Annotated in this window: 23 protein-coding genes; 12 read left to right on the top strand and 11 right to left on the bottom strand. The window is 66.7% G+C overall.

Annotated features, from left to right (window positions below; all coding sequences use genetic code 11):
- Position 1 precedes the first annotated feature (1 nt).
- Both E0T84_RS09350 and E0T84_RS09345 read right to left on the bottom strand, forming a co-directional pair.
- Positions 2-1,231 (bottom strand): cytochrome P450, encoded by a 1,230-nt coding sequence (locus E0T84_RS09350; protein ID WP_138744283.1) that lies wholly within the window; start codon positions 1,229-1,231, stop codon positions 2-4.
- Positions 1,232-1,239: 8 nt separating this feature from the next.
- On the bottom strand, positions 1,240-1,944 hold the full coding sequence (locus E0T84_RS09345; protein WP_075909759.1) for an NIPSNAP family protein: 705 nt from the start codon (positions 1,942-1,944) through the stop codon (positions 1,240-1,242).
- A gap of 75 nt (positions 1,945-2,019) precedes the next feature.
- Between E0T84_RS09345 and E0T84_RS09340 the strand changes: the two genes are divergently transcribed.
- Complete coding sequence (locus E0T84_RS09340; RefSeq protein WP_138744282.1) at positions 2,020-2,886, top strand: SMP-30/gluconolactonase/LRE family protein; 867 nt, start codon at positions 2,020-2,022, stop codon at positions 2,884-2,886.
- Positions 2,887-2,895: 9 nt separating this feature from the next.
- Positions 2,896-3,717 (top strand): thioesterase family protein, encoded by an 822-nt coding sequence (locus E0T84_RS09335; protein ID WP_138744281.1) that lies wholly within the window; start codon positions 2,896-2,898, stop codon positions 3,715-3,717.
- On the opposite strand, the gene E0T84_RS32250 is transcribed toward E0T84_RS09335, so the two are convergent.
- A complete protein-coding gene (locus E0T84_RS32250) occupies positions 3,714-3,836 on the bottom strand; it encodes an alpha-hydroxy-acid oxidizing protein (protein ID WP_249383604.1) in 123 nt (40 codons plus the stop codon). The two genes, E0T84_RS09335 and E0T84_RS32250, sit on opposite strands and share 4 nt — an antisense overlap.
- 27 nt (positions 3,837-3,863) lie before the next feature.
- Between E0T84_RS32250 and E0T84_RS32245 the strand changes: the two genes are divergently transcribed.
- Entirely contained in the window at positions 3,864-4,007 is a 144-nt protein-coding gene (locus tag E0T84_RS32245) for a cytochrome P450 (RefSeq protein WP_249383603.1), read from the top strand.
- Between the two features lie 78 nt (positions 4,008-4,085).
- Here E0T84_RS32245 and E0T84_RS09325 read toward each other — a convergent pair whose 3' ends face one another.
- A complete protein-coding gene (locus E0T84_RS09325; protein ID WP_070944119.1) occupies positions 4,086-5,342 on the bottom strand; it encodes a cytochrome P450 in 1,257 nt (418 codons plus the stop codon).
- Positions 5,343-5,430: 88 nt separating this feature from the next.
- On the opposite strand from E0T84_RS09325, the gene E0T84_RS09320 reads away from it, so the two are divergent.
- The gene (locus tag E0T84_RS09320; RefSeq protein ID WP_138744279.1) at positions 5,431-5,964 is read left to right on the top strand and encodes a TetR/AcrR family transcriptional regulator; all 534 of its coding nucleotides are present in this window, start codon (positions 5,431-5,433) and stop codon (positions 5,962-5,964) included.
- Positions 5,965-5,999: 35 nt separating this feature from the next.
- Positions 6,000-8,213 (top strand): glycoside hydrolase family 3 C-terminal domain-containing protein, encoded by a 2,214-nt coding sequence (locus tag E0T84_RS09315; RefSeq protein ID WP_249383602.1) that lies wholly within the window; start codon positions 6,000-6,002, stop codon positions 8,211-8,213.
- On the opposite strand, the gene E0T84_RS09310 is transcribed toward E0T84_RS09315, so the two are convergent.
- Positions 8,201-9,382: a CaiB/BaiF CoA-transferase family protein gene (locus E0T84_RS09310; protein WP_070944121.1), complete on the bottom strand. Its 1,182-nt coding sequence runs from the start codon at positions 9,380-9,382 to the stop codon at positions 8,201-8,203. The genes E0T84_RS09315 and E0T84_RS09310 overlap by 13 nt on opposite strands.
- A 54-nt stretch (positions 9,383-9,436) precedes the next feature.
- On the opposite strand from E0T84_RS09310, the gene E0T84_RS09305 reads away from it, so the two are divergent.
- From E0T84_RS09305 to E0T84_RS09290, 4 genes are all read left to right on the top strand, one after another.
- Entirely contained in the window at positions 9,437-10,576 is a 1,140-nt protein-coding gene (locus E0T84_RS09305) for a phosphotransferase (RefSeq protein ID WP_138744277.1), read from the top strand.
- A gap of 43 nt (positions 10,577-10,619) precedes the next feature.
- The gene (locus tag E0T84_RS09300) at positions 10,620-11,177 is read left to right on the top strand and encodes a TetR/AcrR family transcriptional regulator (RefSeq protein WP_070944123.1); all 558 of its coding nucleotides are present in this window, start codon (positions 10,620-10,622) and stop codon (positions 11,175-11,177) included.
- A gap of 186 nt (positions 11,178-11,363) precedes the next feature.
- Positions 11,364-12,848 (top strand): aldehyde dehydrogenase family protein, encoded by a 1,485-nt coding sequence (locus E0T84_RS09295; protein WP_138744276.1) that lies wholly within the window; start codon positions 11,364-11,366, stop codon positions 12,846-12,848.
- 92 nt (positions 12,849-12,940) lie between these two features.
- Entirely contained in the window at positions 12,941-13,363 is a 423-nt protein-coding gene (locus tag E0T84_RS09290; protein WP_070944125.1) for a nuclear transport factor 2 family protein, read from the top strand.
- 77 nt (positions 13,364-13,440) lie between these two features.
- Here the strand turns inward: E0T84_RS09290 and rlmN are convergent, their stop codons facing one another.
- Entirely contained in the window at positions 13,441-14,559 is a 1,119-nt protein-coding gene (gene rlmN / locus E0T84_RS09285; RefSeq protein ID WP_138744275.1) for a 23S rRNA (adenine(2503)-C(2))-methyltransferase RlmN, read from the bottom strand.
- Positions 14,560-14,572: 13 nt separating this feature from the next.
- Entirely contained in the window at positions 14,573-15,424 is an 852-nt protein-coding gene (locus E0T84_RS09280) for a LysR family transcriptional regulator (RefSeq protein ID WP_070944127.1), read from the bottom strand.
- Between the two features lie 154 nt (positions 15,425-15,578).
- On the opposite strand from E0T84_RS09280, the gene E0T84_RS09275 reads away from it, so the two are divergent.
- Entirely contained in the window at positions 15,579-16,544 is a 966-nt protein-coding gene (locus tag E0T84_RS09275) for a DMT family transporter (RefSeq protein ID WP_371725753.1), read from the top strand.
- On the opposite strand, the gene E0T84_RS09270 is transcribed toward E0T84_RS09275, so the two are convergent.
- The 4 genes from E0T84_RS09270 to E0T84_RS09255 all read right to left on the bottom strand — a co-directional run bounded on the left by E0T84_RS09270 (position 16,455) and on the right by E0T84_RS09255 (position 19,494).
- On the bottom strand, positions 16,455-17,333 hold the full coding sequence (locus E0T84_RS09270) for a phosphatidate cytidylyltransferase (RefSeq protein WP_171054960.1): 879 nt from the start codon (positions 17,331-17,333) through the stop codon (positions 16,455-16,457). The two genes, E0T84_RS09275 and E0T84_RS09270, sit on opposite strands and share 90 nt — an antisense overlap.
- Positions 17,333-17,890 (bottom strand): ribosome recycling factor, encoded by a 558-nt coding sequence (gene frr, locus E0T84_RS09265; RefSeq protein WP_070187929.1) that lies wholly within the window; start codon positions 17,888-17,890, stop codon positions 17,333-17,335. The genes E0T84_RS09270 and frr overlap by 1 nt, the downstream gene beginning before the upstream one ends.
- A gap of 15 nt (positions 17,891-17,905) precedes the next feature.
- A complete protein-coding gene (pyrH, locus tag E0T84_RS09260) occupies positions 17,906-18,655 on the bottom strand; it encodes a UMP kinase (RefSeq protein WP_070187928.1) in 750 nt (249 codons plus the stop codon).
- A gap of 146 nt (positions 18,656-18,801) precedes the next feature.
- The gene (locus tag E0T84_RS09255) at positions 18,802-19,494 is read right to left on the bottom strand and encodes a class I SAM-dependent methyltransferase (protein WP_138744273.1); all 693 of its coding nucleotides are present in this window, start codon (positions 19,492-19,494) and stop codon (positions 18,802-18,804) included.
- Between the two features lie 45 nt (positions 19,495-19,539).
- Between E0T84_RS09255 and E0T84_RS09250 the strand changes: the two genes are divergently transcribed.
- Both E0T84_RS09250 and E0T84_RS09245 read left to right on the top strand, forming a co-directional pair.
- Positions 19,540-19,971: a MarR family winged helix-turn-helix transcriptional regulator gene (locus tag E0T84_RS09250; protein ID WP_371725751.1), complete on the top strand. Its 432-nt coding sequence runs from the start codon at positions 19,540-19,542 to the stop codon at positions 19,969-19,971.
- Positions 19,972-20,036: 65 nt separating this feature from the next.
- Positions 20,037-21,158: a glycerate kinase gene (locus E0T84_RS09245; RefSeq protein WP_070944130.1), complete on the top strand. Its 1,122-nt coding sequence runs from the start codon at positions 20,037-20,039 to the stop codon at positions 21,156-21,158.

The following is a 21,158-nucleotide window of genomic DNA, read 5'->3' as shown; positions in this document are numbered from 1 at the left end:
GTCACACCTCCACGGGAATGTTGTTCCAGCCCCACTGAAAACTCGACGGCGGCCGGGACGCCGCGGTCTCGTCGATGTGGTAATCGGGCACGCGCTTGAGGAATTCCTGGATCATGATGGTGATCTCCAGCCGCGCCACGTGCACACCGAGGCAGAAGTGCTGCCCATGCCCGAACGACAACAGCCGCTCGATGCGCCGGTTCCACACGAAGTCGTCCGGGTTCTCGTACTCCCGTTCATCCCGGGCCGCCGAGCCCAGCAGGGTGATGATGCGCTGTCCGGGGTTGACGGTGGTGCCATGAACGGTGTAGGGCCGCCGCACGGTTCGGGCGAACCACTGTGCGGGGGCACTGTGCCGGATGATCTCTTCCCGCGCGACCGGCACGTTGCCGTCGAGATCGGCGCGCACCGCGGCCAATTGGTCAGGGTGCCGGAGCAGCTGCCACAGCCCGGTCGCGGTGATCTTCGGGACCGTTTCGGTCCCGCCGATGAACACACCGAGCATCTGCACCGCGGCTTCGGTGTCCCCGAAGGCCGACCCGTCGGGCAGCCTGTGCTCGATCAGGGCGTCGGCGATCGGCACGCTGCCGTCGTGACCTTCCGCGCGCCGCCGCTCGATGATCGGGGTGAGGTAGGACAGGTAGCCGGGGCGGGCGTTGGCCACCTCGACGCCTTCGCCCGGTTGCGCGAGGCTGCCGGCATTGACGGTGGCCAGCACCTCTGGCGCGAGATCGACGGGTAAACCGACGAACTCGCAGACCATGGCGGCGGCGACGATCCCGCCGTAATCCTGGGTCAGGTCGAACGCGCCGCGCGGCAGCAACTCGTCGAGGCGCTCGTTGGCCAGTGTCCTGATCCGCTCGGCCAATTTGGCCGCCGATCGCGGTCGGAACTGTGCCGACGTACACCGCCTGACATCCTCGTAGATCGGCGAATCGAAGTTGGCGTGGAAGGGCATGGGATGCAGCGGCGGATCGGGTACCGGGCCGTTGTTGCGGTGTGCCAGAACGTTAGCGGCCGGCAGCGTCCCCTCGGATGCGACGAAGGTCCCGTCGTTGACCCCGAGCATGTTCCAGATGTCCTCGAACCGGGACAACGCATAGGTGTCCCACTTGTCGATGTAATACACCGGATATTCGTCGCGCAATATCCGGTAGTACGGCAACGGGTCGGACATCACTTCCGGATCGAACGGATCGTAGGTGAAGTCCCGCAGCACAGGATGATTCATGGCCAAACCTACTTCAGTGGCGAGGGCGGCAGGGCTGAAAGGATGGAATCCTCCCAGCCGTCGCGCAGCGCGGGGGCCACGCTCATCCAGGTGACGATCTCAGCGGGCGGATTGCCCTTCCACGACGGGTAGTGGTTTTCGAAGCAGTCCCAGTCATCGTCGAGCGCCCAATAGTGGATCACCTCGTTGAACCGGAAGGTGGTGATGAACGAGCCCAGCCAGCGCTTGCCGGTGCTTTCCGACCACGGCACGTACAGCCGCTCGAGCTCCCGGATGTAGTCGTCCTGGCGCCCGGGCTTGGTCTCCATGATCTCCTGGATCACCAGGCCCGCGCCGAAGTTCGCTTCCCTCAGCTGCGCGAGGGTCCGGTTGTACTTGCCGGCGTACATGATTCGGCCCTCACCGCGGGCTCCGACCTCGGACAGGTATGCCGCCCACCGCAGTGCCGGCTTCTCATGACTGCCGCCGGCTGCCTGCGCTTTCCCGATCCGGGCATAGTCGGAGAACGCGTCGATCTCCCAGATGATCGTCACCTGCGGCCAGTGCCCGTTGTAGGGCGTGGTTTCCCAGATCGCGAACAATCGGGCGCCGAGATCCTCCATCATCGGCTGGTAGATCTCCCCGAACGGGCCGGTGAATTGGTCGGTGCGCCCCGACCCCAGGTCGATGGTCTCGTGCAAATACAGCAGCGTGTGGCCATAGAACTTCTTCATCACGACGCCCCGATAGTTGACAGTGGCACCATGCGAGCGTGACACTTAGGGCGTGTTTTGTAAAGGTGCGTGGAGATGACGGCAGAAACCGACCAGGCCGGGACAACCGAACTGGCGCATGGTTTCTGTTTCGGCGAAGGGCCGCGATGGTTCGAAGGCCTGCTGTGGTTTTCCGACATGCTGGGCGAAGCCGTACACACCGTCACGTTGTCAGGTTCCATGACCACCCTGCCCGTCGCAGGACATTCCCCGTCCGGCTTGGGTTTCCGGCCCGACGGCACCCTGCTGATCGCGTCCACCCAGCGCAGGCAGGTGTTGCGCTACGACGGCGACACCGTCGAGCTGCTGGCCGATCTCAGCGACCTGGTCCCCGCGCCGCTCGGTGACATGGTGGTCGACGAGCACGGCCGGGCCTATGTCGGGTCCCAGGCCCGCACCCGCGGGGTGATCGTGCGCATCGACCCCGATGATCGGGTGAGTGTGGTGGCCGAGGATCTCGACTTTCCCAACGGCATGGTGATCACCCCGGACGGCGCCACCCTGATCGTCGCCGAGTCCACCGCGCGACGCCTCACCGCTTTCACCATCGCTGCCGACGGCGACCTCACCGACCGGCGGGTGTTCGCCGAGGGACTCGACGGCCCGCCGGACGGCCTCGCGGTCGACGCCGAGGGCGGGGTGTGGGCGGCATTGACCTTGGCGCAGGAATTTCAGCGGTTCGCCCCGGACGGCTCCGCGGTCACCGACCGCGTCGACGCCGACGGCCGCACCGCGATCGCGTGCGCCCTGGGTGGTGTCGAGGGGCGCACCCTGTTCATGGTGACCACCACCGACGCCTATCCAGAACGGCTCATCGGCACCAAGCTGTCGCGAGTCGACGCGTTGATGGTCGAAACGCCCGCACCGGGCGATCACGACGCCGGCCACCATCACCACCACTGACGGGTAGACATGTCTGACTCTTACTACGAACTGATCGACGAGAGCGACGCGATCGGTGAAAAGTTCCGCGCGACCGATATGGCCCGGGGCACCTGGTCGGCGGCGATCCAGCACGGCGCGCCGGTGTCGGCGTTGCTGGTGCGGGCATTGGAACGCTGCGAGCACCGCGCCGACACCCGGTTGAGCCGGGTGGCCATCGATCTGATGGGCGGGGTGCCCGCCGACGGCGACCTGTGGGTGCAGGCCCAGCTGGAACGGCCGGGCAAGCAGATCGAACTGGTCAGCGCCGAGATGCTGGCGCCCGGGCCCGATGGTGCGCCCCGGGTCGTGGCGCGGGCCAGCGGGTGGCGCATGCTGCAACTGGACACCACCGCGGTCGCACACACCGGCGTCGAGCCGCTACCCCCGCTCGAGCAGGCGCGCAGCCGCGACATGGCCAAGAACTGGGAGCCCAACTACGTGCACAGCGTGGATTGGCGCTGGCTGACGGTACCGCAGGCGCCCGGCCCGGGTGAGTCCTGGCTCAAGCCGACGGTCGACGTGGTCAAGGGCGAGCCGATGACGTCGTTGCAGCGGTTGTTCGCGGTCGCCGACGACGCCAACGGCATCGGCTCCAAGATCGACATCCGCAAGTGGACGTTCCTCAACACCGACCTGGTGGTGCACATCCACCGGGTGCCCGAAGGCGACTGGATCGGTATCCGCGCCGATACCAACTACGGGCCCGACGGCATCGGTGCCACGGTGGGCACGCTGTTCGACCAGACCGGCGCGGTCGGTGCGATCCAGCAGTCGGTGCTGGTGCGGCCGCGCCCCTCCCGAACGTCCTAGCGCCGAAGGTGTGAGGGGTCCAGGTCGGCGACGCCGGCCACACCCATCAGGGTCAACGCCGAACGCATCTCGGCCGCCAGGAGATCGAGCACCGCACTCACGCCCGCCGCACCGGCCACCGCCAGTCCGTAGATGTACGGCCGGGCATGAACCTGGCCCGCCTGGAGGCCCAGATCTTTCTCGAGGAGTTGATCGACACCGTGGGCGACTGGCAGCTGGCCGGTCCGCTGGACTACGGCACCAACTACACGGTGCGCGGGCCGAGCCGGGTGTTGGTGGCGCTGGACTGATGCCCACCCGGCCAGTGGCCAGTTGCGACACAAATTCTTGGAAATCGTGTGCAATAACTGGCCACTCGGGCCGCGCGACTACGCGATGTGGGCGGGCACACGCTTGATGCCGTGCACGAAGCTGCTGTACAGCAGTTCGGGTTCACCGAATTCAACGGTCTTCAGCCGAGTCAGCAACTCGCGGAACAGGTGTCGCAACTCGGTCTTCGCCAGCTGGCTGCCCAGGCAGAAGTGCGGACCGCCACCCCCGAACCCGATCTGCGGGTTCGGAGACCGGCTCAGATCGAAACGCTGTGGGTCGGTGAACACCGATTCGTCCCGGTTGCCCGAGCAGTAGAACAGGCCCACCTTGTCGCCGGCCCTGATCTGCTGGCCCGCCACCTCGACGTCCTCGGTGGCATGCCTGGCGAACTGGATGACAGGGGTGGCCCACCGGACGAACTCCTCGGTGGCAAAGCCGATGCGATTGTCGAAATCCTCCAACAGCCAATCCTTTTGGTCGGGATTGGCAGCCAAGGCCATCATCGCGTGGGTGGTGGTCTGCTTGGTGGTGTCGTTGCCCGCCGAGGCCAGCAGGATCAGGAATGCCCCGATCTCCTCGTCGGTCAGCCGGTGCCCGTCCACCTCGGCGTTGACGATGCTGGTCATCAGGTCGTCACCGGGATTGGCCCGCCGGAACTTGGCCAGCTCCACCCCGGTGCCCGAGATCAGCATGATCTCGTTGATGGTGGCCGTCGCACGTTCTTCGAGCGAGGAGTACTCGTCATCGCTCATGCTGAACAATTTCTCGGCGGCCTTGGCCAGTGCCGGTTGGTCCGCGGCGGGCACACCGAGCATGTCCGAGATCGTGCGCATCGGCAGCTGCGCGGAGCAGGCCTCGACGAAGTCGACATCCCCGGCGCCGATCAGGTCGTCCACGATGGCGACGGCGTTGCGGTGAATCTGCTCTTCGATCTTGCGCACGTTGCGCGGCGTGAACGCCGAGCTGATCAGACGCCGGTAGGTGGTGTGTTGAGGCGGGTCCATCATCAAGAAGAACGTCGCGAACTTCTGCACGTCGGCCGGCATCGGGTCCAGCGCCACGCCCTGAGTCGAGGTGAACAGCTCAGGATGCTGGCTGACGAACTGGATGTCCGCCCGGCGGGTCACCGCCCAGAAGCCGGGCTCTTCGACGTCGAACAGTGTCGGTAGCGGCTGATGCCAGCTCAGGCCTTCACCGGCCCGCAACCGGGCGAATGTCTCGTCGCGCTCGGCGAACGGCCGGCTCCAGAAATCGTGCGACGTGATGTCGAACGGGCTGTATTCGCGTGCCTGCGGTGAGCTGGCAACTGTCACGGTATTCCCCTCCTGCGCGGGCGTCCGACAGCGGTGTCGCGCCACGAATTAGCGTGACAGTTCGGCGATAGTTTGTAAAGCTGTGGGCATGGCGGAAATATCGTCCATCGACGACGACAGCAGCACCCGCGGACGGATCCTGGCCGCCACCGCCGAAGTGCTCGGGGCCAACGGGAGGACCAAGCTCAGCCTGTCCGAGGTTGCCGCACAAGCCGGGGTATCGCGGCCCACGCTCTATCGCTGGTTCACCTCCAAACAAGAGCTTCTCGACGCATTCGTGGTGTGGGAGCGCAAGTATTACGAACGGGCCGTGGCGCAGGCCTCCGCCGGCCTACCCGACGATGAACACCTGGATGCCGCGCTGCGCACCGTGGTCCAGTACCAGCAGTCCTACCCGGGGCTGCGCATGGTCGACATCGAACCCGAGCACGTCATCAAGCGGCTCGCCCAGGTGATCCCGCTGATGCGGGAACGGCTGCAACGCCTGACCACCGGACCGGATGCCGACATCGCCGCGGCCACCGCGGTGCGGGTGGCGGTCTCCCACTACCTGGTGCGTGGCGACGACGCCGACGACTTCCTGGCGCAGTTGCGCCACGCGGCGAGGGTCAAACATTCCTGACCAGCACTTGGCGCCCCGGCGCTACCCTGGGCTCGGTGAGCGATTCAGCTGATCCCATCGCCGGGCTTGACCTGACCGAACAGGCCGCGCTGGGCAGCGGCGCCAGTTTTTGGACCACCAAGGCGATCGGCCCCGTACCGGCGATCGTATTGACCGACGGCCCCCACGGGGTTCGCAGGCAATCCGGTAGTGCCACAGACCATCTGGGACTGTCCGGCAGTGAACCGGCAACCTGCTTTCCGCCGGCGGTCGGACTCAGCCAGACCTGGGACCCCGACTTGGTGGAGCGCGTCGGACAGGCGCTGGGCGAGGAAAGCCGCGCGCTCGGCGTCCATGTGCTGCTCGGCCCGGGAGTCAACATCAAGCGCGACCCGCGGTGCGGTCGCAACTTCGAGTACTACTCGGAGGATCCGCTGCTCTCGGGGAAGCTGGGCGCGGCGTGGGTGCGCGGGGTGCAGAGCCGCGGCGTAGGCGCATCGCTGAAACATTTCGCGGTGAACAACGCCGAGCACGACCGGATGCGGGCCAGTTCCGACGCCGACGCCCGCACCTTGCGTGAGATCTATCTGCGGACATTCGAGATCGTGGTACGCCAGGCCCGGCCCTGGACGGTGATGTGTTCCTACAACCGGATCAACGGGGTGTACGCCTCGGAGAACCCATGGCTGCTGACCACGGTGCTGCGCGGCGAATGGGGTTTCGACGGCGCGGTGGTCAGCGACTGGGGCGCGGTGGCCGACCGCGCCGCGGCCATGGCCGCGGGCCTGGATCTGGAGATGCCGACGACGGGAGGCGTCTCCGACGCCGAGGTGGTGCGTGCGGTGAGCGCCGGCACGCTGGACACCGCCACTGTCGCGCGGGCCGCAGGCCGGGTGGCGCAGCTCACCCAACGGGTCACCCAAACCGACAACACCGCTACATCTTTCGATGCCGATGCCCATCACCAGCTGGCACGTGAGGCAGCGCAGCGGGCCATCGTGCTGTTGAAGAACGACGGCGATCTGCTGCCGCTGGCGCCGTCACCGCTGGCGGTCATCGGCGGATTCGCCCAGGAGCCGAGATATCAGGGTGGCGGCAGCTCCCATGTGAACCCGACCCGGCTCGACATTCCGCTGGACGAGATCCGCAAGCTCACGGGCGATCACCCGGTGAGCCACTGCTCGGGAAGCGACATCGCGGCTGCGGTGGCCGCCGCCGAATCTGCCGAATCCGCAGTCGTATTCCTCGGCCTCACTGCCGAAGAGGAGTCCGAGGGCTACGACCGCGAGCACATCGACCTCCCGGAAACCCAGCTCGAGCTGCTGCGTGCCGTGGTGCAGGCCCAGCCCCGCACCGTCGTGGTGCTGTCCCACGGCGGTGTGGTGCGTCTGGACGCCGTCGCCGGACTGGCCCCCGCCGTGGTGGACGGGGCCCTGCTCGGGCAGGCTGGGGGCGGCGCGCTGGCCGACGTGCTGTTCGGTGTCGTCAACCCGTCGGGCCGACTGGCCGAGACCGTGCCGCTGAGGCTGCAGGATTCCCCGGCCTACCTCAACTTTCCGTCCGAAGCGGGCCATACCGTGTACGGCGAGCGAATGTTTGTCGGCTACCGCTGGTACGACACCCGGGACCTGCCGGTGGCGTTCCCGTTCGGCCACGGCCTGTCCTACACCCGGTTCGAGTACTCCGACCTGGCGGTCAGTACCGTCGACGCGGGATTGTCCGTGCGGCTGACGGTGACCAACACCGGTACCCGGTCAGGTCGTGAGGTGGTCCAGGTCTATGTCGGGCTACCCGGATCTTCCGTCGGGCGGCCGGTGAGGTGGCTGGCCGGATTCGGGGCGGTCACGCTGGAGCCCGCGGAGCAACGTGCAGTCGAGATCTCCATCAGCCGAGACGATCTCGCGTATTGGAGTACCGATGCCGGGCGGTGGGTTGTCGAGACCGGCGAATACGCGGTCTGGGTCGGCGCGTCGAGCCGAGACCTGCGGTTGACGGCGGCGGTGACGGTGGCCGGCGACGTGCCGACGCTCCCGTTCACCCGCGATTCCACCCTGGGCGAACTCCTCGCCGATCCGGTGGCGGCCCAGTCCATCGCGGACATACTCAGTAGCGCCTCACCGTTCGACACCGGCGATTCCGCACTCGGCACGAATCTGCTGCGGATGCTGGAGTCGGTGCCGATCGGGCGGATAGTGGCGTTCTCGGCGGGCAAGGTCACCGGCGAGCAGCTCGACCGATTGCTGGCGAGCGTCAACGCTCAACGCTCCTGACCGCGGCGCAGCTCGGCCAGGATTTCGTCGGTGTGCGCGCCGAGCGCCGGCGCGACCGTGCGCGGCTGCCACGGAGTGGCCGAAAAATCGGCTGGGCTGGCCACCATCGGAACCGTCGAAATCCCGTCGGGCACTTCGACGATACCTCCCGCGGCATGGAACTGCTCATCGGCGATCACATCGTCGAGGCTGTTGATCGGTGACCAGAAGAAGTCCGGTTCTGCATCGAACAATTGGGCCCAGTGCTCCATCGGATGGCCGGCGAAGATGCCGTCCAGCTGCCCGATCAGCTCGCGGGCATTGACGTATCGGTCGCGCGCCGTGGCGAACCGCGGATCGGTCAGCCAGTCTTCGCGGCCCACGACCCGGCACAGTGCAGGCCAGTGCCGGTCCCCTTGCAGCCCCACGATCCAGAAGCGTTTCCCGTCGCCGGTGATGTAGTTGTTCATGCACGGGTTGGCCATCGCCTCACGCTGGCCGATCGCGACCTGCTGCCCACTCATCAGCATGGTGTTGAGATCGAAGCTGACGGTGTAGGCGCCCTGGCGGTAGAGCGAGGTGCTGACCAATTGACCTGTCCCCGTGCGATTCCTGGCCAGCAAGGCGGCGCACACCGCGGCTGCCAGCGTCGTCCCGGCGGAGTGGTCCCCCATCCCGCCGCGCTGGAACGGCGGGGTGTCCCCCGGACGAGTGAGCAGATCGGCCAGCCCGGCGCGGGCCCAGAACGCGGCGACGTCGTAAGCCGCCCGGTCGGCTTCCGGTCCGGTCAGTCCGTAGCCGGTGATCAGGCCGTACACCAGGCGCGGATTGCGTGCGGCCACGGTCTCGAAGTCCAGTTCGAGCCGACGCAATGCGGACGGCCGCACATTGGTGAGGAAAACGTCTGCGGTGGAAAGCAATTCGTTCGCGGTCTGCCGCCCTTCAGCAGTACCGAGGTCGAGCACGATACTGCGCTTGGAGCGATTGTCCATTTCGAACGGCGGGTTGGCAGCCACGCCGAGATCGGGTTCCAGGCCGAGCATGCGACCGAATGTTCGCGCCGGGTCGCCTGACGGCGGTTCGATCTTGATCACGTCGGCGCCCCAGTCGGCCAGGAGCGCTCCGGCCGCCGGTGCGGCGACCCACACACCCAACTCGACGACCCGGAACCCCTCCATCGGACCCGCCATGCCGCTCCTTCCCAAACCGCTTTACAATCAGGCGCAAATTTGTAAACTTGGCCAATGCTCACACCGGCCCGTCGCCTCGTCCCTGCCGCCGGTCTGGCGGCACACATCGGCCACGGCGTGCAACGTATCGCAACAGACGCGGTCATCGGCCGCATGCGCGCACTGCCCCGCCGCGTGGCCGACCTCGACGCGGCCCACCTCTCTGACCTCACCGGCCGCAACGTCGAGTCGGTGTCGGTGGTCGGCGGCGACGCAGGCACGTCGTCGCGTGCCCGGCTGGCGCTGTCCGGCACCGGGGTCCCCGAATCCGTCTTCGTCAAGATGCCCGCCGAAACCGCGGCCACCCGCATGATGGGCGAGCTGGGTCGGCTGGGACATACCGAGGTTCGCTTCTACCAACAGCTGTCCGCGGGTCTGCCCGGCGTCCCCCGTGCCCATGGTGCGGCCTTCGACGCCCTCACCGGGCGGTACGTGCTGGTGCTGGAGGACCTGACTCTGGGCCCCTGCGAATTCACCGACACCTTGCACCCGCTGGACAAGGACCGCGCCGCGCGGACGGTGGAGCTGCTGGCCCGGGTACACGCGGCATTTTGGGGCAAGCTGCCGGACCGCAGTGGCAACGGGCCGTTGGGCTGGCTGTATTCGGCATCGGGCGATCACACGTCGTTGATGACCGGCTCGCTGCTGAAGTTGTCGGCCAAGCGACTCGCCGAGCGCACCGACATCCCCGTCGCCGACGGGCGGTTCATCGACGAGAACTACCGCGCGGCCGCACAGCTGCTGGACCGCCCGCCACACACCGTGATGCACGGCGACGCGCATCCGGGCAACCTGTTCTTCCGCAATGACGAGGCCGGCCTGCTCGACTGGCAGGCCGCGCGCCGCGGACATCCGGGCCGTGAACTGGCATACACCCTGGTCACCTGCATGACCACAGCCGATCGCCAGGCCGCCGAGCGGGATCTGCTCGACGAGTACCGTCGCGCGCTCGCCTCGGCCGGTGGTCCACAGCTCGATCACGACGAGCTGTGGGAGCGCTACCGCCTCGGCGCGGTCTATGCCTACGCCGCACCCGTCATCACCGCCGGCCTCGGCGGTATGCAGGACGAAGGCATCGCGATCGAAGGCGCGAGACGCGGTGTGGCGGCTTTGGCCGACCTGGAGACTGTGGCAATACTCAAGAAGTTGCTGTGATGGTCCTACCATTTGGTGAACCACGATCAACCAAGGCCTGGACGTGAATGAACCTGTACCCGCGCAGCGGGACGCACCAGTCGAAGACACCTCGACGCGCCATCGAATCCTGGTCGCGACCGCCGAGGTACTGGCCCGCAGCGGTCAGACCAAGCTCAGCCTCTCCGAGGTGGCGTTGCAAGCGGGGGTCTCCCGGCCCACGCTGTACCGCTGGTTCGCCGACAAACAGGAGCTGCTCGACGCGTTCGGCACCTACGAGCGCGAGATGTTCGACCACGGCATCAGCCGTGCCACCGTCGGGCTGCGGGGCACCGAGAAGCTCGACGCCGCACTGCGTTTCATCGTGCAGTATCAGCAGTCGTATTCCGGGGTCCGGCTGGTCGACATCGAACCCGAGGTCGTGATCGCCCAGCTGGCCAACGTCATACCGTTGATGCGGGCACGGCTGCTCAAACTCCTGTCGGGCGCCAACGCCCCGGTCAAGGCCGCCACCGCGATCCGGGTCGCGGTGTCGCACTACATCGTGCGTAGCGATGACGGCGATCAATTCCTGGCGCAGCTACGCCACGCTGTCGGCATCAAGCAGCCCGACTCCAACTGAGGACTTCGGTCTCAACTCTCGTTTCCGCATCTCCTTTCGCACCCACAGCCACTCTGACGCGACACTCGGCACCGACCGCCACCCTGGCGTGACAATCTTGACTCTACGATCGCAGAGACTTACCGAGCGGTCAATGCTTCATTCAAAGGGGTGACACGAGACGCAATTTTTGTAAAGCTGTCTCCTATGACTCAGGTGCAGAGCGACACCGGCGTGCTCGCCGGTGACGAGCGGATGCTCATCGATGGTGAACTCCAATACACCGGCAGCGGTGCGAAATTCGACGTCATCCATCCCGCCAGCGAGCAGGTGGCCGGCCAGGCGACCGACGGCACGGTGGCCGACATGGAACGTGCCGTGGGTGCTGCGCGCCGCGCGTTCGACGAGACCGACTGGAGCCGCGACGTCGACTTCCGCCACCACTGCCTGATGCAGCTGCACGACGCGCTGGAATCCGAGAAGGAGCGGCTGCGCCGGGTGCTGGTCACCGAGGTCGGCTGTCCGGTGACCGTCACGGGCTCACAGATCGAGGACCCGATCGGCGAGGTCAAGCACTGGGCCGAGCATGGGAAGAGCTTCGATTACGTCGTCGACAACGGCGTGCACCAGACGCAGCTGGGGCCGGCGCGCCGCAAGATCGCCTACGAGCCGGTCGGCGTGGTCGGGGCGATCACCCCGTGGAACGTGCCGTTCTATCTCAACATCGCCGAGACGATGCCTGCGCTGATGGCCGGCAACACCGTGGTGCTCAAGCCCGCGCAGCTCACGCCGTGGTCGGGAACCGAGTTGGGCCGCATCGTGGCCGAACACACCGATATCCCGGCCGGCGTGTTCAACGTCGTGGTCTCCAACGCCAACGAGGTCGGCGCCGCACTCTCGGCAGACCCGCGGGTCGACATGATCACCTTCACCGGGTCAACGGCGACGGGGCGGGCCATCTTGGCCGCCGGTGCGTCCACGGTCAAGAAGACCATGCTGGAACTGGGCGGCAAGTCCGCCCACATCGTGCTCGACGATGCCGACTTCAACTCGGCATTGCCGATCGCGGCGATGATGGCCTGCGTCATGAGTGGGCAGTCATGCATCCTGCCCAGCCGAATCCTGCTCCCCCGCAGCCGCTACGACGAGGGCATCGAGCTCCTCAAGGGCGCGATGGAGAACTTCCCGGTCGGCGACCCGTGGACGCCGGGCATCATGCAGGGCCCGCAGATCAGCGCGCCCCAGCGCGAAAAGGTCCTGGGCCTCATCAAGTCCGGCATCGATTCCGGCGCCCGGTTGGTCACCGGCGGCGGCATTCCGGAGGACCTGCCGACGGGCTACTTCACCCAGCCCACCCTGCTCGCCGATGTCGACCCGGATTCGCAGGTCGCCCAAGAGGAGATCTTCGGGCCGGTGCTGACGGTCACCCCCTACGACTCCGATGACGAAGCGGTTGCCATCGCCAACAACTCCATCTACGGGCTGTCCGGGGAGGTTTCGTCCGGGGACGTGGACCGGGCGTTCGCCGTGGCGCGACGCATCCGGACCGGCAACGTCACGATCAACAGCCGCAGCCACTTCGGCATCAACAGCCCGTTCGGCGGCTCCAAGCAGAGCGGCCTGGGACGGCGCAACGGCGAGGAGGGCTTCAAGGAGTACTTCGAGTCCAAGACCATCGGGATGCCCGAATAGCCACACCGAATGTGCACACAGATCGTGCTCTGGCGGCAGAACGCGATCTGGGTGCACGGTCGTTCGGACAACGAAGTGCAGGAGGTGCCCGGGTGAGCTGGGCAGACGATCAACTGGAAATCCAGGCCCTACTGACGCGCTACGCCACAGCCGTGGACTCCAAGGACTGGGAGCGCTACCGGTCGGTGTTCACCGAGGACGCCCAGATCGACTACTCGTCGGCGGGCGCCGTGGTGGGCACCCGCGACGAAGTCGTCGATTGGTTCGCGGCCAACTTCGGGGTGATCCCATGGAGCATGCACTACATCACCAATATCGAGATCTTGGAAACCGATGGGGACACCGCGACCGTTCGGGCGATGTTCTACAACCCCATGCAGTTGCCGGGCATGCCGGACATGAGTGTGTGCGGCGGCTACTACCACCACGAACTGGTACGCACGGCCGACGGCTGGCGCAGCCGCAGCCTGCGCGAGGAGAACGTCTGGTTCAGCAACCCGCCGGGTCAGGCCTGACCGACCACGTTGACATTGAATCCACGCAGACGCCTACTCGAACTTTTGCGGCCTCAGTTCAAAGTCAACGCCGTGACTCAGCCTTCGGCGGCCAATTGACCGCAGGCCGCGGCTATCTCCCGCCCTCGGGTATCGCGCACAGTGCACGAAACCCCTTTGGCCTGAACGCGCTTGACGAACTCCCGCTCGACGGGCTTGGGGCTGGCGTCCCACTTGCTTCCCGGCGTCGGATTGAGCGGAATCAGGTTCACATGCACCAGCTGGCCCAGTTTGGCGTGCAGCTTCTTGCCCAAAAGGTCTGCACGCCAGGGCTGGTCGTTGACATCGCGGATCAACGCGTACTCGATGGACACCCGGCGTGCGGTGACATCGGCGTAATAGCGCGCGGCGTCGAGCACCTCGTCGACACTCCACCGGTTGTTCACCGGCACCAAGGTGTCGCGCAGCTCGTCGTCGGGAGTGTGCAGAGACACGGCCAGCGTGACACCGAGGCGCTCGTCGGCCAGCTTGCGGATGGCCGGGGCCAGCCCCACGGTCGAGACCGTCACGGACCGGGCGCTGATCCCGAAACCGTTGGGCGGCGGCGCGATGATCCGCTTCACGGCGGCCAGCACCCGGTTGTAGTTGGCCAGCGGCTCGCCCATGCCCATGAAGACGATGTTGGACAGCCTTCTGCCGGCGGAGCCGGCAATCCCATCACTGTCATGCTCGTTCCTCAAAATCGACGAGGCCGCCCGGACCTGTTCGAGGATCTCGGCGGTGGACAGGTTGCGCATCAGCCCGCCCTGGCCGGTCGCGCAGAACGGGCAGGCCATGCCACAGCCGGCCTGCGAGGAGATGCACACGGTGTTGCGCTGCGGATAGCGCATCAGCACGGACTCGAAGGTGGTGCCGTCCCCGGCACGCCACAGCGTCTTGCGGGTCTCGCCCGCGTCGCACTGGATCTGCTTCACCGGATCGATCAACGTCGGGAACAGGGCCTCGGCCACCTGGTCACGCACGGCGGCGGGCAGGTCGGTCATTTGTTTCGGATCGGCGATCAGCCGGCCGTAGTACTGGTTGGCCAGCTGCTTGGCCCGAAACTTCGGCAGCCCGAGTTCGGTGACGGCGGCGGCGCGGCCGTCTTCGTCGAGATCGGCAAGGTGCCGCGGCGGCATGCCGCGACGCGGTGCTTCGAAGACCAATTCCTGCTTCATGTCACGTCCAGTATCAGGCTTGTCCGGCGAGAACATCGTGCACAGTGCGCTCAACGGTGTCGAGGACATCGGTGTCGACCCCCGCCCGACCGCGGACGAACACCGATGCACGGCTGGCCGGCGGCAGCCCCTCGGCCAGACACAGCCCGTCGGGGAGTCGGCCGATCATCGGCAGCAGTGCCACACCCAGGCCGGAGCGCACCGCTGCGAACAGGCCGGAAAGGTCGGCGGATTCGGCGGCGATGCGGTATGCGGTCCCACACCGGTCGAGCGTGGCGAACGTGGGTTCGCGCAGCGTGCACGGTTCGGAGAACATCACCACCGGCAACGGCTGGTTCGGCTGAGCGCCGAAGCCGCGGCCCGAAACCCATTTCAGGTCGAGCGTTCCGGCTGCGTGAGCAGGATCCATTCCGGAACCGTCGAGCATCACGGCCAGATCGACCAGACCGTGCTCGAGGGCGTCGGCCAGCGTGACGTTGCGGTCGAGACGAAACCGCAGCCGCCAGTTGGGCAACCGCTCGCCCAGCGCCGCGGTGAGTGCGGGCAGCATCACGTCGGCGCCGTGCTCGGTGGCACCGATCAGCAGCACCTGTTCTTCGGCCGCACCGAGATCGGCCAGCGCCGCGTCGTGTGCGGCGAGGATGCCCCGGGCGTGGCCGAGAACGCGATGCCCCAGTTCGGTGAAGGCGATACCGCGGCCGGATCGTTCGACCACGGGACCGCCGACGACGGCCTCGATGCGTCGCATGTGCTGACTCACGGCGGATTGAGTCATGTGCAACACCGCGGCGGCGCGGTGAAACCCGCCACAGTCCGCCACCGCAACCAGGCTGCGCAGCGGTGCGATATCCAGCACCTGACCCATGCGGCCAACGTACTCCGATCAGTGCATGCGATCAAAAACCAGGGATTTCCTGCTATTCGCAGATTCATTCCGAGTGATTGATTAGCATCAACGATCGGTCATGATTGCCGATAATCGTTGGACCGGCGGTACGGCACTCACCCACGATGGGGCCATGGCGACCATTGCGATGCCCGCGCGCACGGCGACGACCGTGACGTTCTTCTACGCCCTGGGTTATCCGATCGGAAACCTGGCGGTGCACGCCCTGTCCCCGATGGCCGTGCTGGCCGTGCGATTCGGGCTGGCCGGGTTGGTCCTGGGCATCTGGGCGGCGCTGGCCCGGGTCCGCTTTCCCACCGGCCGCAAGCTGCTCCACGTCGCCGTCACGGGCCTGCTGATGCAGGCCGTGCAGTTCTGCGCGCCCTACGTCGCGATTCAGCAGGGCGCGCCGGCGGTGCTGTGCGCGGTGGTCATCGCGATGAACCCGGTCGCGACGGCCTTGCTGGCGGCGATGTTCCTGCGCGACCGGTTGACGCCGCGCCGCGTCGTCGCCCTGGTGCTCGGAGTGGCGGCCGTGCTGACGGCCTGCGCGACGCGCCTGCTCGCCTCGGGCGGGATCGACCCCGCGGTCGGATTGTTGTTGGTGGCGCTGCTCGGCCTGGCCGCCGGCGGGGTCTATCAACAGCGGTTCTGCTCCGATGTCGACTTCCGGGTCTCGACGTCGGTGCAGAACACCGTCGCATTCGTACCCGCCTTGGCACTCATGCTCACCACACCGGTCGAGGTGCATGACGCCACCAAAGCGGTGCTGGCCGTGGCGGGTGTGGTGCTGCTCAACGCCATCCTCGGGGTGTCGCTGTACGTGCGGGCCATCAATCTGCACGGCGCCTCGTCCGTGGCGATGCTGTTCTGCGTCATCCCCGCGGTCGCCGGGGTGCTGTCCTGGTTCATGCTCGGTGAGCGGGTGAACATCGGCATCGCGGCGGGACTGGTTCTGGGCGCGATCGCGTGCTGGCTGAACGCGTCGGCCGCGCGCAGCGACCGTGGCCTACGCCAGCAGCGTCAGCACGATCCAACCGACGACGGCCGACGGCAGCATCGCGTCGATCCGGTCCATGATCCCGCCGTGGCCGGGTAGCAACGTGCCCATGTCCTTGATCCCGAGATCGCGTTTGATCTGCGATTCGATCAGGTCGCCCAGGACGCCGGTGATGACCAGCAGCAAACCTAGCGGCACGCCCACCCAGGCCGGCTTGTCCAGCAGGAATGTCACCGACAAAACGGCGGCGGCGATGCCGAATATCAGCGAGCCACCGAGCCCCTCCCACGATTTCTTGGGGCTGATCGCCGGTGCGAGTAGATGCTTGCCGAACAGGACCCCGGCGACATAGCCGCCGATGTCGGCGAAGACGACGGTCACGATGATGGTGAAGACCCTGGCGCCGCCGTGGTCGGCGAAGATCAGCAGCGCGGTGAAGGCCGCGAACAGCGGCACCCAGGTCGCGAGCAGGATCGTGGCGGCGACATCGCGCAGGTAGTTGACTGGCTGCCGGTCCAAACCCTGGCCGATCAGGCGCCAGACCATGCACAAAACAATGGTCCCGCCGTAGGCACCCAACATCCCCACGGCGCCGAATGGCCAGGTCAGCCAGATCATCGCCTGACCGCCGAGCAGCAGCGGGACGGTCGGCAATGCGTATCCGTGTTCGCGTAGCCGCCGGATCACCTCGTGGGTGGCGATGGCGATGGCGACCGCGAGTAACGGCAGCCACCACATCGGCGCGAACAGGAGGGTTCCGATCGCCATGGCGCCGAGGACGACGCCGACAACGATGGCGGCCGGAAGGTTACGGCCGGCCCGGGACTGCTTCTTCTGCGGTTCTCCGACCGGTGTGTCTGTCACGAAAGGTACTTGCTGATCGGCCACTAGACCTCCAGCAGTTCGCCTTCCTTGTGCTTGACCAGCTCATCGATCTGGCTGGTGTAGGTGTGGGTGGACTTGTCGAGGTCCTTCTCGGCGCGCCCGACCTCGTCCTCGCCCGCCTCGCCATCCTTCTTGATCCGGCTCAGCTCTTCCATCGCCTTGCGCCGGATGTTGCGCACCGACACCTTGGCGTCCTCGCCCTTGGACTTGGCCTGCTTGACCAGATCGCGGCGGCGTTCCTCGGTCAGCTGCGGGATGGAGATCCGGATGATGCTGCCGTCGTTGGTCGGATTGACACCGAGGTCGGAGTTGCGGATCGCGTCCTCGATCGGCTTGAGCTGCGCGGCCTCGTAGGGCTTGATGACGACCATGCGTGCCTCCGGAACATTGATGCTCGCCATCTGCGTGATCGGCGTCATCGCCCCGTAGTAGTCGATGTTGATCCGGGAGAACATGCCCGGGTTGGCCCGGCCGGTCCGAATGGTGGCCAGATCGTCACGCGCCACACTTACGGCCTTTTCCATCTTCTCTTCGGCGTCGAAGAGAGTTTCGTCGATCACGTCGGCATCTCCAGTTCAGGTGGTGACCAGTGTTCCGATCTTCTCACCCGCCACCGCGCGGGCGATATTGCCTTCGGTCAGCAGGTTGAAGACCAGCATCGGCATCCGGTTGTCCATGCACAGACTGAAGGCGGTGGCGTCGGCGACGCGCAGGCCGCGATCGATGACGTCGCGATGGCTGACCTCGGTGAGCAGCTCAGCATTCGGGTCCTCGCGCGGGTCGGCGGTGTAGACGCCGTCGACGGCCTTGGCCATCAGCACAACCTCGGCCCCGATTTCCAGGGCGCGCTGCGCGGCGGTGGTATCGGTGGAGAAATACGGAAGGCCCATGCCGGCACCGAAGATGACGACACGACCCTTCTCCAAGTGCCGCACTGCCCGCAACGGGATGTACGGCTCGGCGACCTGACCCATGGTGATGGCGGTCTGCACGCGGGTGTCGATGCCCTCTTTTTGCAGGAAGTCCTGCAGCGCAAGGCTGTTCATCACGGTTCCGAGCATGCCCATGTAGTCGCTGCGCGTGCGTTCCATGCCGCGCTGCTGCAGTTGTGCGCCGCGGAAGAAGTTTCCGCCCCCGATGACGACCGCGACCTGCACGCCGCTACGCACCACTGCGGCGATCTGGCGGGCTACCTGATGAACGACGTCGGGGTCGAGGCCGACCTCGCCACCGCCGAACATCTCTCCGCCAAGCTTCAGCAGAACCCTCGTATAGAAGGGACGAATGGGTGCTGCGCCCTCGCCGGTGACAGTCGGATCCGCCATGGGTCTCCTCGGCACTCCTCGCATGTAGAGAGCCACCCGGGTTACCCCTGGACGGCCTTCTCCATCCTGCCCTATAGCGAGCAGCACACCTAGTGGGGGGAGCCTTCGCAGACCGAGTGTCGCCGGCGGGCGCAGGTGACTGGCAACTATCCCAGGTGCGCCTGAAGCAGCCACGCCGCCACCGATTTGCGGCCGTTGCCCTCGTCCTGGATGTCGGAACCGGCGAAGTCGGCAAAGTTGGTGAACTGGGGCGGCACATGGGCGTGGATACGGGCCGGGCGGATGTCGTCGATCACCCAGTACTTGCCGACGACCTCGCGCAGTTCGTCCTGGCTGACCGGGTTGGCGGGGCCGGCGTCGCCCATCGTCGTCTTGTCGAAAACCAGCACGAAGTAGGAGGCACCGGGGGCGGCGGCACGCACGATCGACTGCTGGTAGCCCTCCCGCAGTTCGACGGGCATCGAGTGAAACAGCGTCGAATCGATGATCGTCCCGAAGCGGCCGTCGTAGCCGGTGAAGGCGCTGATGTCGGCAACCTCGAAGGTGGCGTTGGCCAGCCCCCGCTTGGCAGCCTCGGCCCGGGCCATGTCGATGGCGGTGGCCGATTGGTCCAGCCCGACCGTGGTGAATCCCCGCGCCGCCAGGTCCAGTGCGGTGGCCGCCTCACCGCAGCCGGCGTCGAGCACCTCGCCGTGGACTTTGCCTTCGGCGATCAGCGCCGCGATCTCGGGTTGCGGTTCGCCGATGCTCCACGGTGGACGGGCCCCGACGAGATCGGGAGCCTCGCCGCGATAGGCGGATTCGAACATTGCGTCAGACATTTCGCTTGATGTGGTCATACGTCCGGTATATCAACGTGGTTGATATGTGTCAATATGGTTGATATGAACGCCGAAATGGGCGGCATCCTGGAGGAGCAGCCTCTCGGATACCTGATGTACCGCGTGGTCGCGGTGTTGCAACCCAAGGTCACCGCGCGGCTGCAGCCACTCGGACTCACGTTGCCGGAATTCGTCTGCCTGCGAGTGCTGTCCATGGCGCCCGGCCAGTCCAATGCCGAGCTGGCCCGTCACACCAACGTCTCGCCGCAGGCCATGAACAACGTGCTGCGCGGACTGCAGGACCGGGGCGCGGTGCGCAGGCCCGCTACCGTCAACTCGGGACGGGCGCTGCCGGCCGAGCTGACTGCCGAGGGAGCCGGATTGCTCAAGCACGCAGAAGCCTCGGTGCTCGCCGCCGAGGACGAGGTACTCGACCGACTCGACGGCGAGCAAAGACGCGAACTCAAGCGGCTCCTGGCCCACGCGGTGATCTGAACAGCGCGCTCCCCCGGCCACTCATACCGCGCCGCGCGGCCGCACAATCGGTAAGTTCCAGAACGATGAAGATCGTTCTGGCCCCAGACTCCTTCAAGGAGTCGATGACCGCGTCGCAAGCCGTGGCGGCGATGCGCGAAGGTGTCCGGTCGGTACTGCCCGACGCCGAGTGCATCGGGGTGCCGATGGCAGACGGCGGCGAAGGGACGGTCGACGCTGTCGTCGACGCGCTCGGTGGCGAACGCATCACGGTCGAGGTCACCGATCCACTCGCACGACCGGTGCAGGCCACCTACGGCTACGTCGGCGGACGCCGCCTGGCCGTGATCGAGATGGCCGGCGCCTCCGGGCTGGAGCTGGTGGCACCGGCAGACCGGGATATACTGCGCGCCAGCACATTCGGTGTCGGACAGCTGATCACCTCGGCGCTGGATCACGGCGCGACCGAGCTGCTGATCGGGATCGGCGGATCAGCGACCAACGACGGCGGGGTCGGCATGCTCACCGCCCTCGGGGTGACCTTCACCGACACCGACGGCGCCGCCCTGCCGCCCGGCGGCGCAGCTCTCACCCGGCTCCATCACATCGACACCTCGGGCCTGGACCGCCGACTGGCCGGTGTCCACGTTCAGATCGCCTCCGACGTCACCGCACCGCTGCTCGGGACCGGCGGCGCCAGCGCCGTTTTCGGCCCTCAGAAAGGTGCCGGCCCCGCTGATGTCGAGACACTTGAGGCCGCGCTGACCCGGTTGGTGGGCGTGACCGAAACCGCCCTGGGGCATGCTCGCCCGAACCGCCCGGGCGCCGGGGCAGCCGGCGGCCTGGGCTTCGGACTGATGGAATTCCTTGCCGCCGACTGCGATCCCGGTGTCGAGGTGATCGCGCAGACCGTCGGCCTGGAGCAGGCGCTGACCGGCGCAGACTGGGTGTTCACCGGCGAGGGCAGCGTCGATGCCCAGACCTTGTTGGGCAAAACCCCGTTCGGCGTCGCGCAGGTGGCCGCACGCACCGGGGCCCGGGTGGCGATATTCGCCGGCCGGGTGGCGGCCGACGCCGACATCCTGCTGGCCCACGGGGTCGAGAAACTGGTGGCCATCACCGAACCGGGCACCCCGTTGGAGCAGGCCTTGCGCGACGGCCCGGCCGCACTGGCCCGCGCGACCGCCTCGGTGTGCCGCGCCCTGTAG

Origin of the sequence: Mycobacterium sp. DBP42 (assembly GCF_005924235.1) — a bacterium.
Lineage (GTDB): Bacteria > Actinomycetota > Actinomycetes > Mycobacteriales > Mycobacteriaceae > Mycobacterium > Mycobacterium syngnathidarum.
Note: the sequence above shows the minus strand (reverse complement) of the source record. Positions and strands in the feature narration are given on the sequence as shown.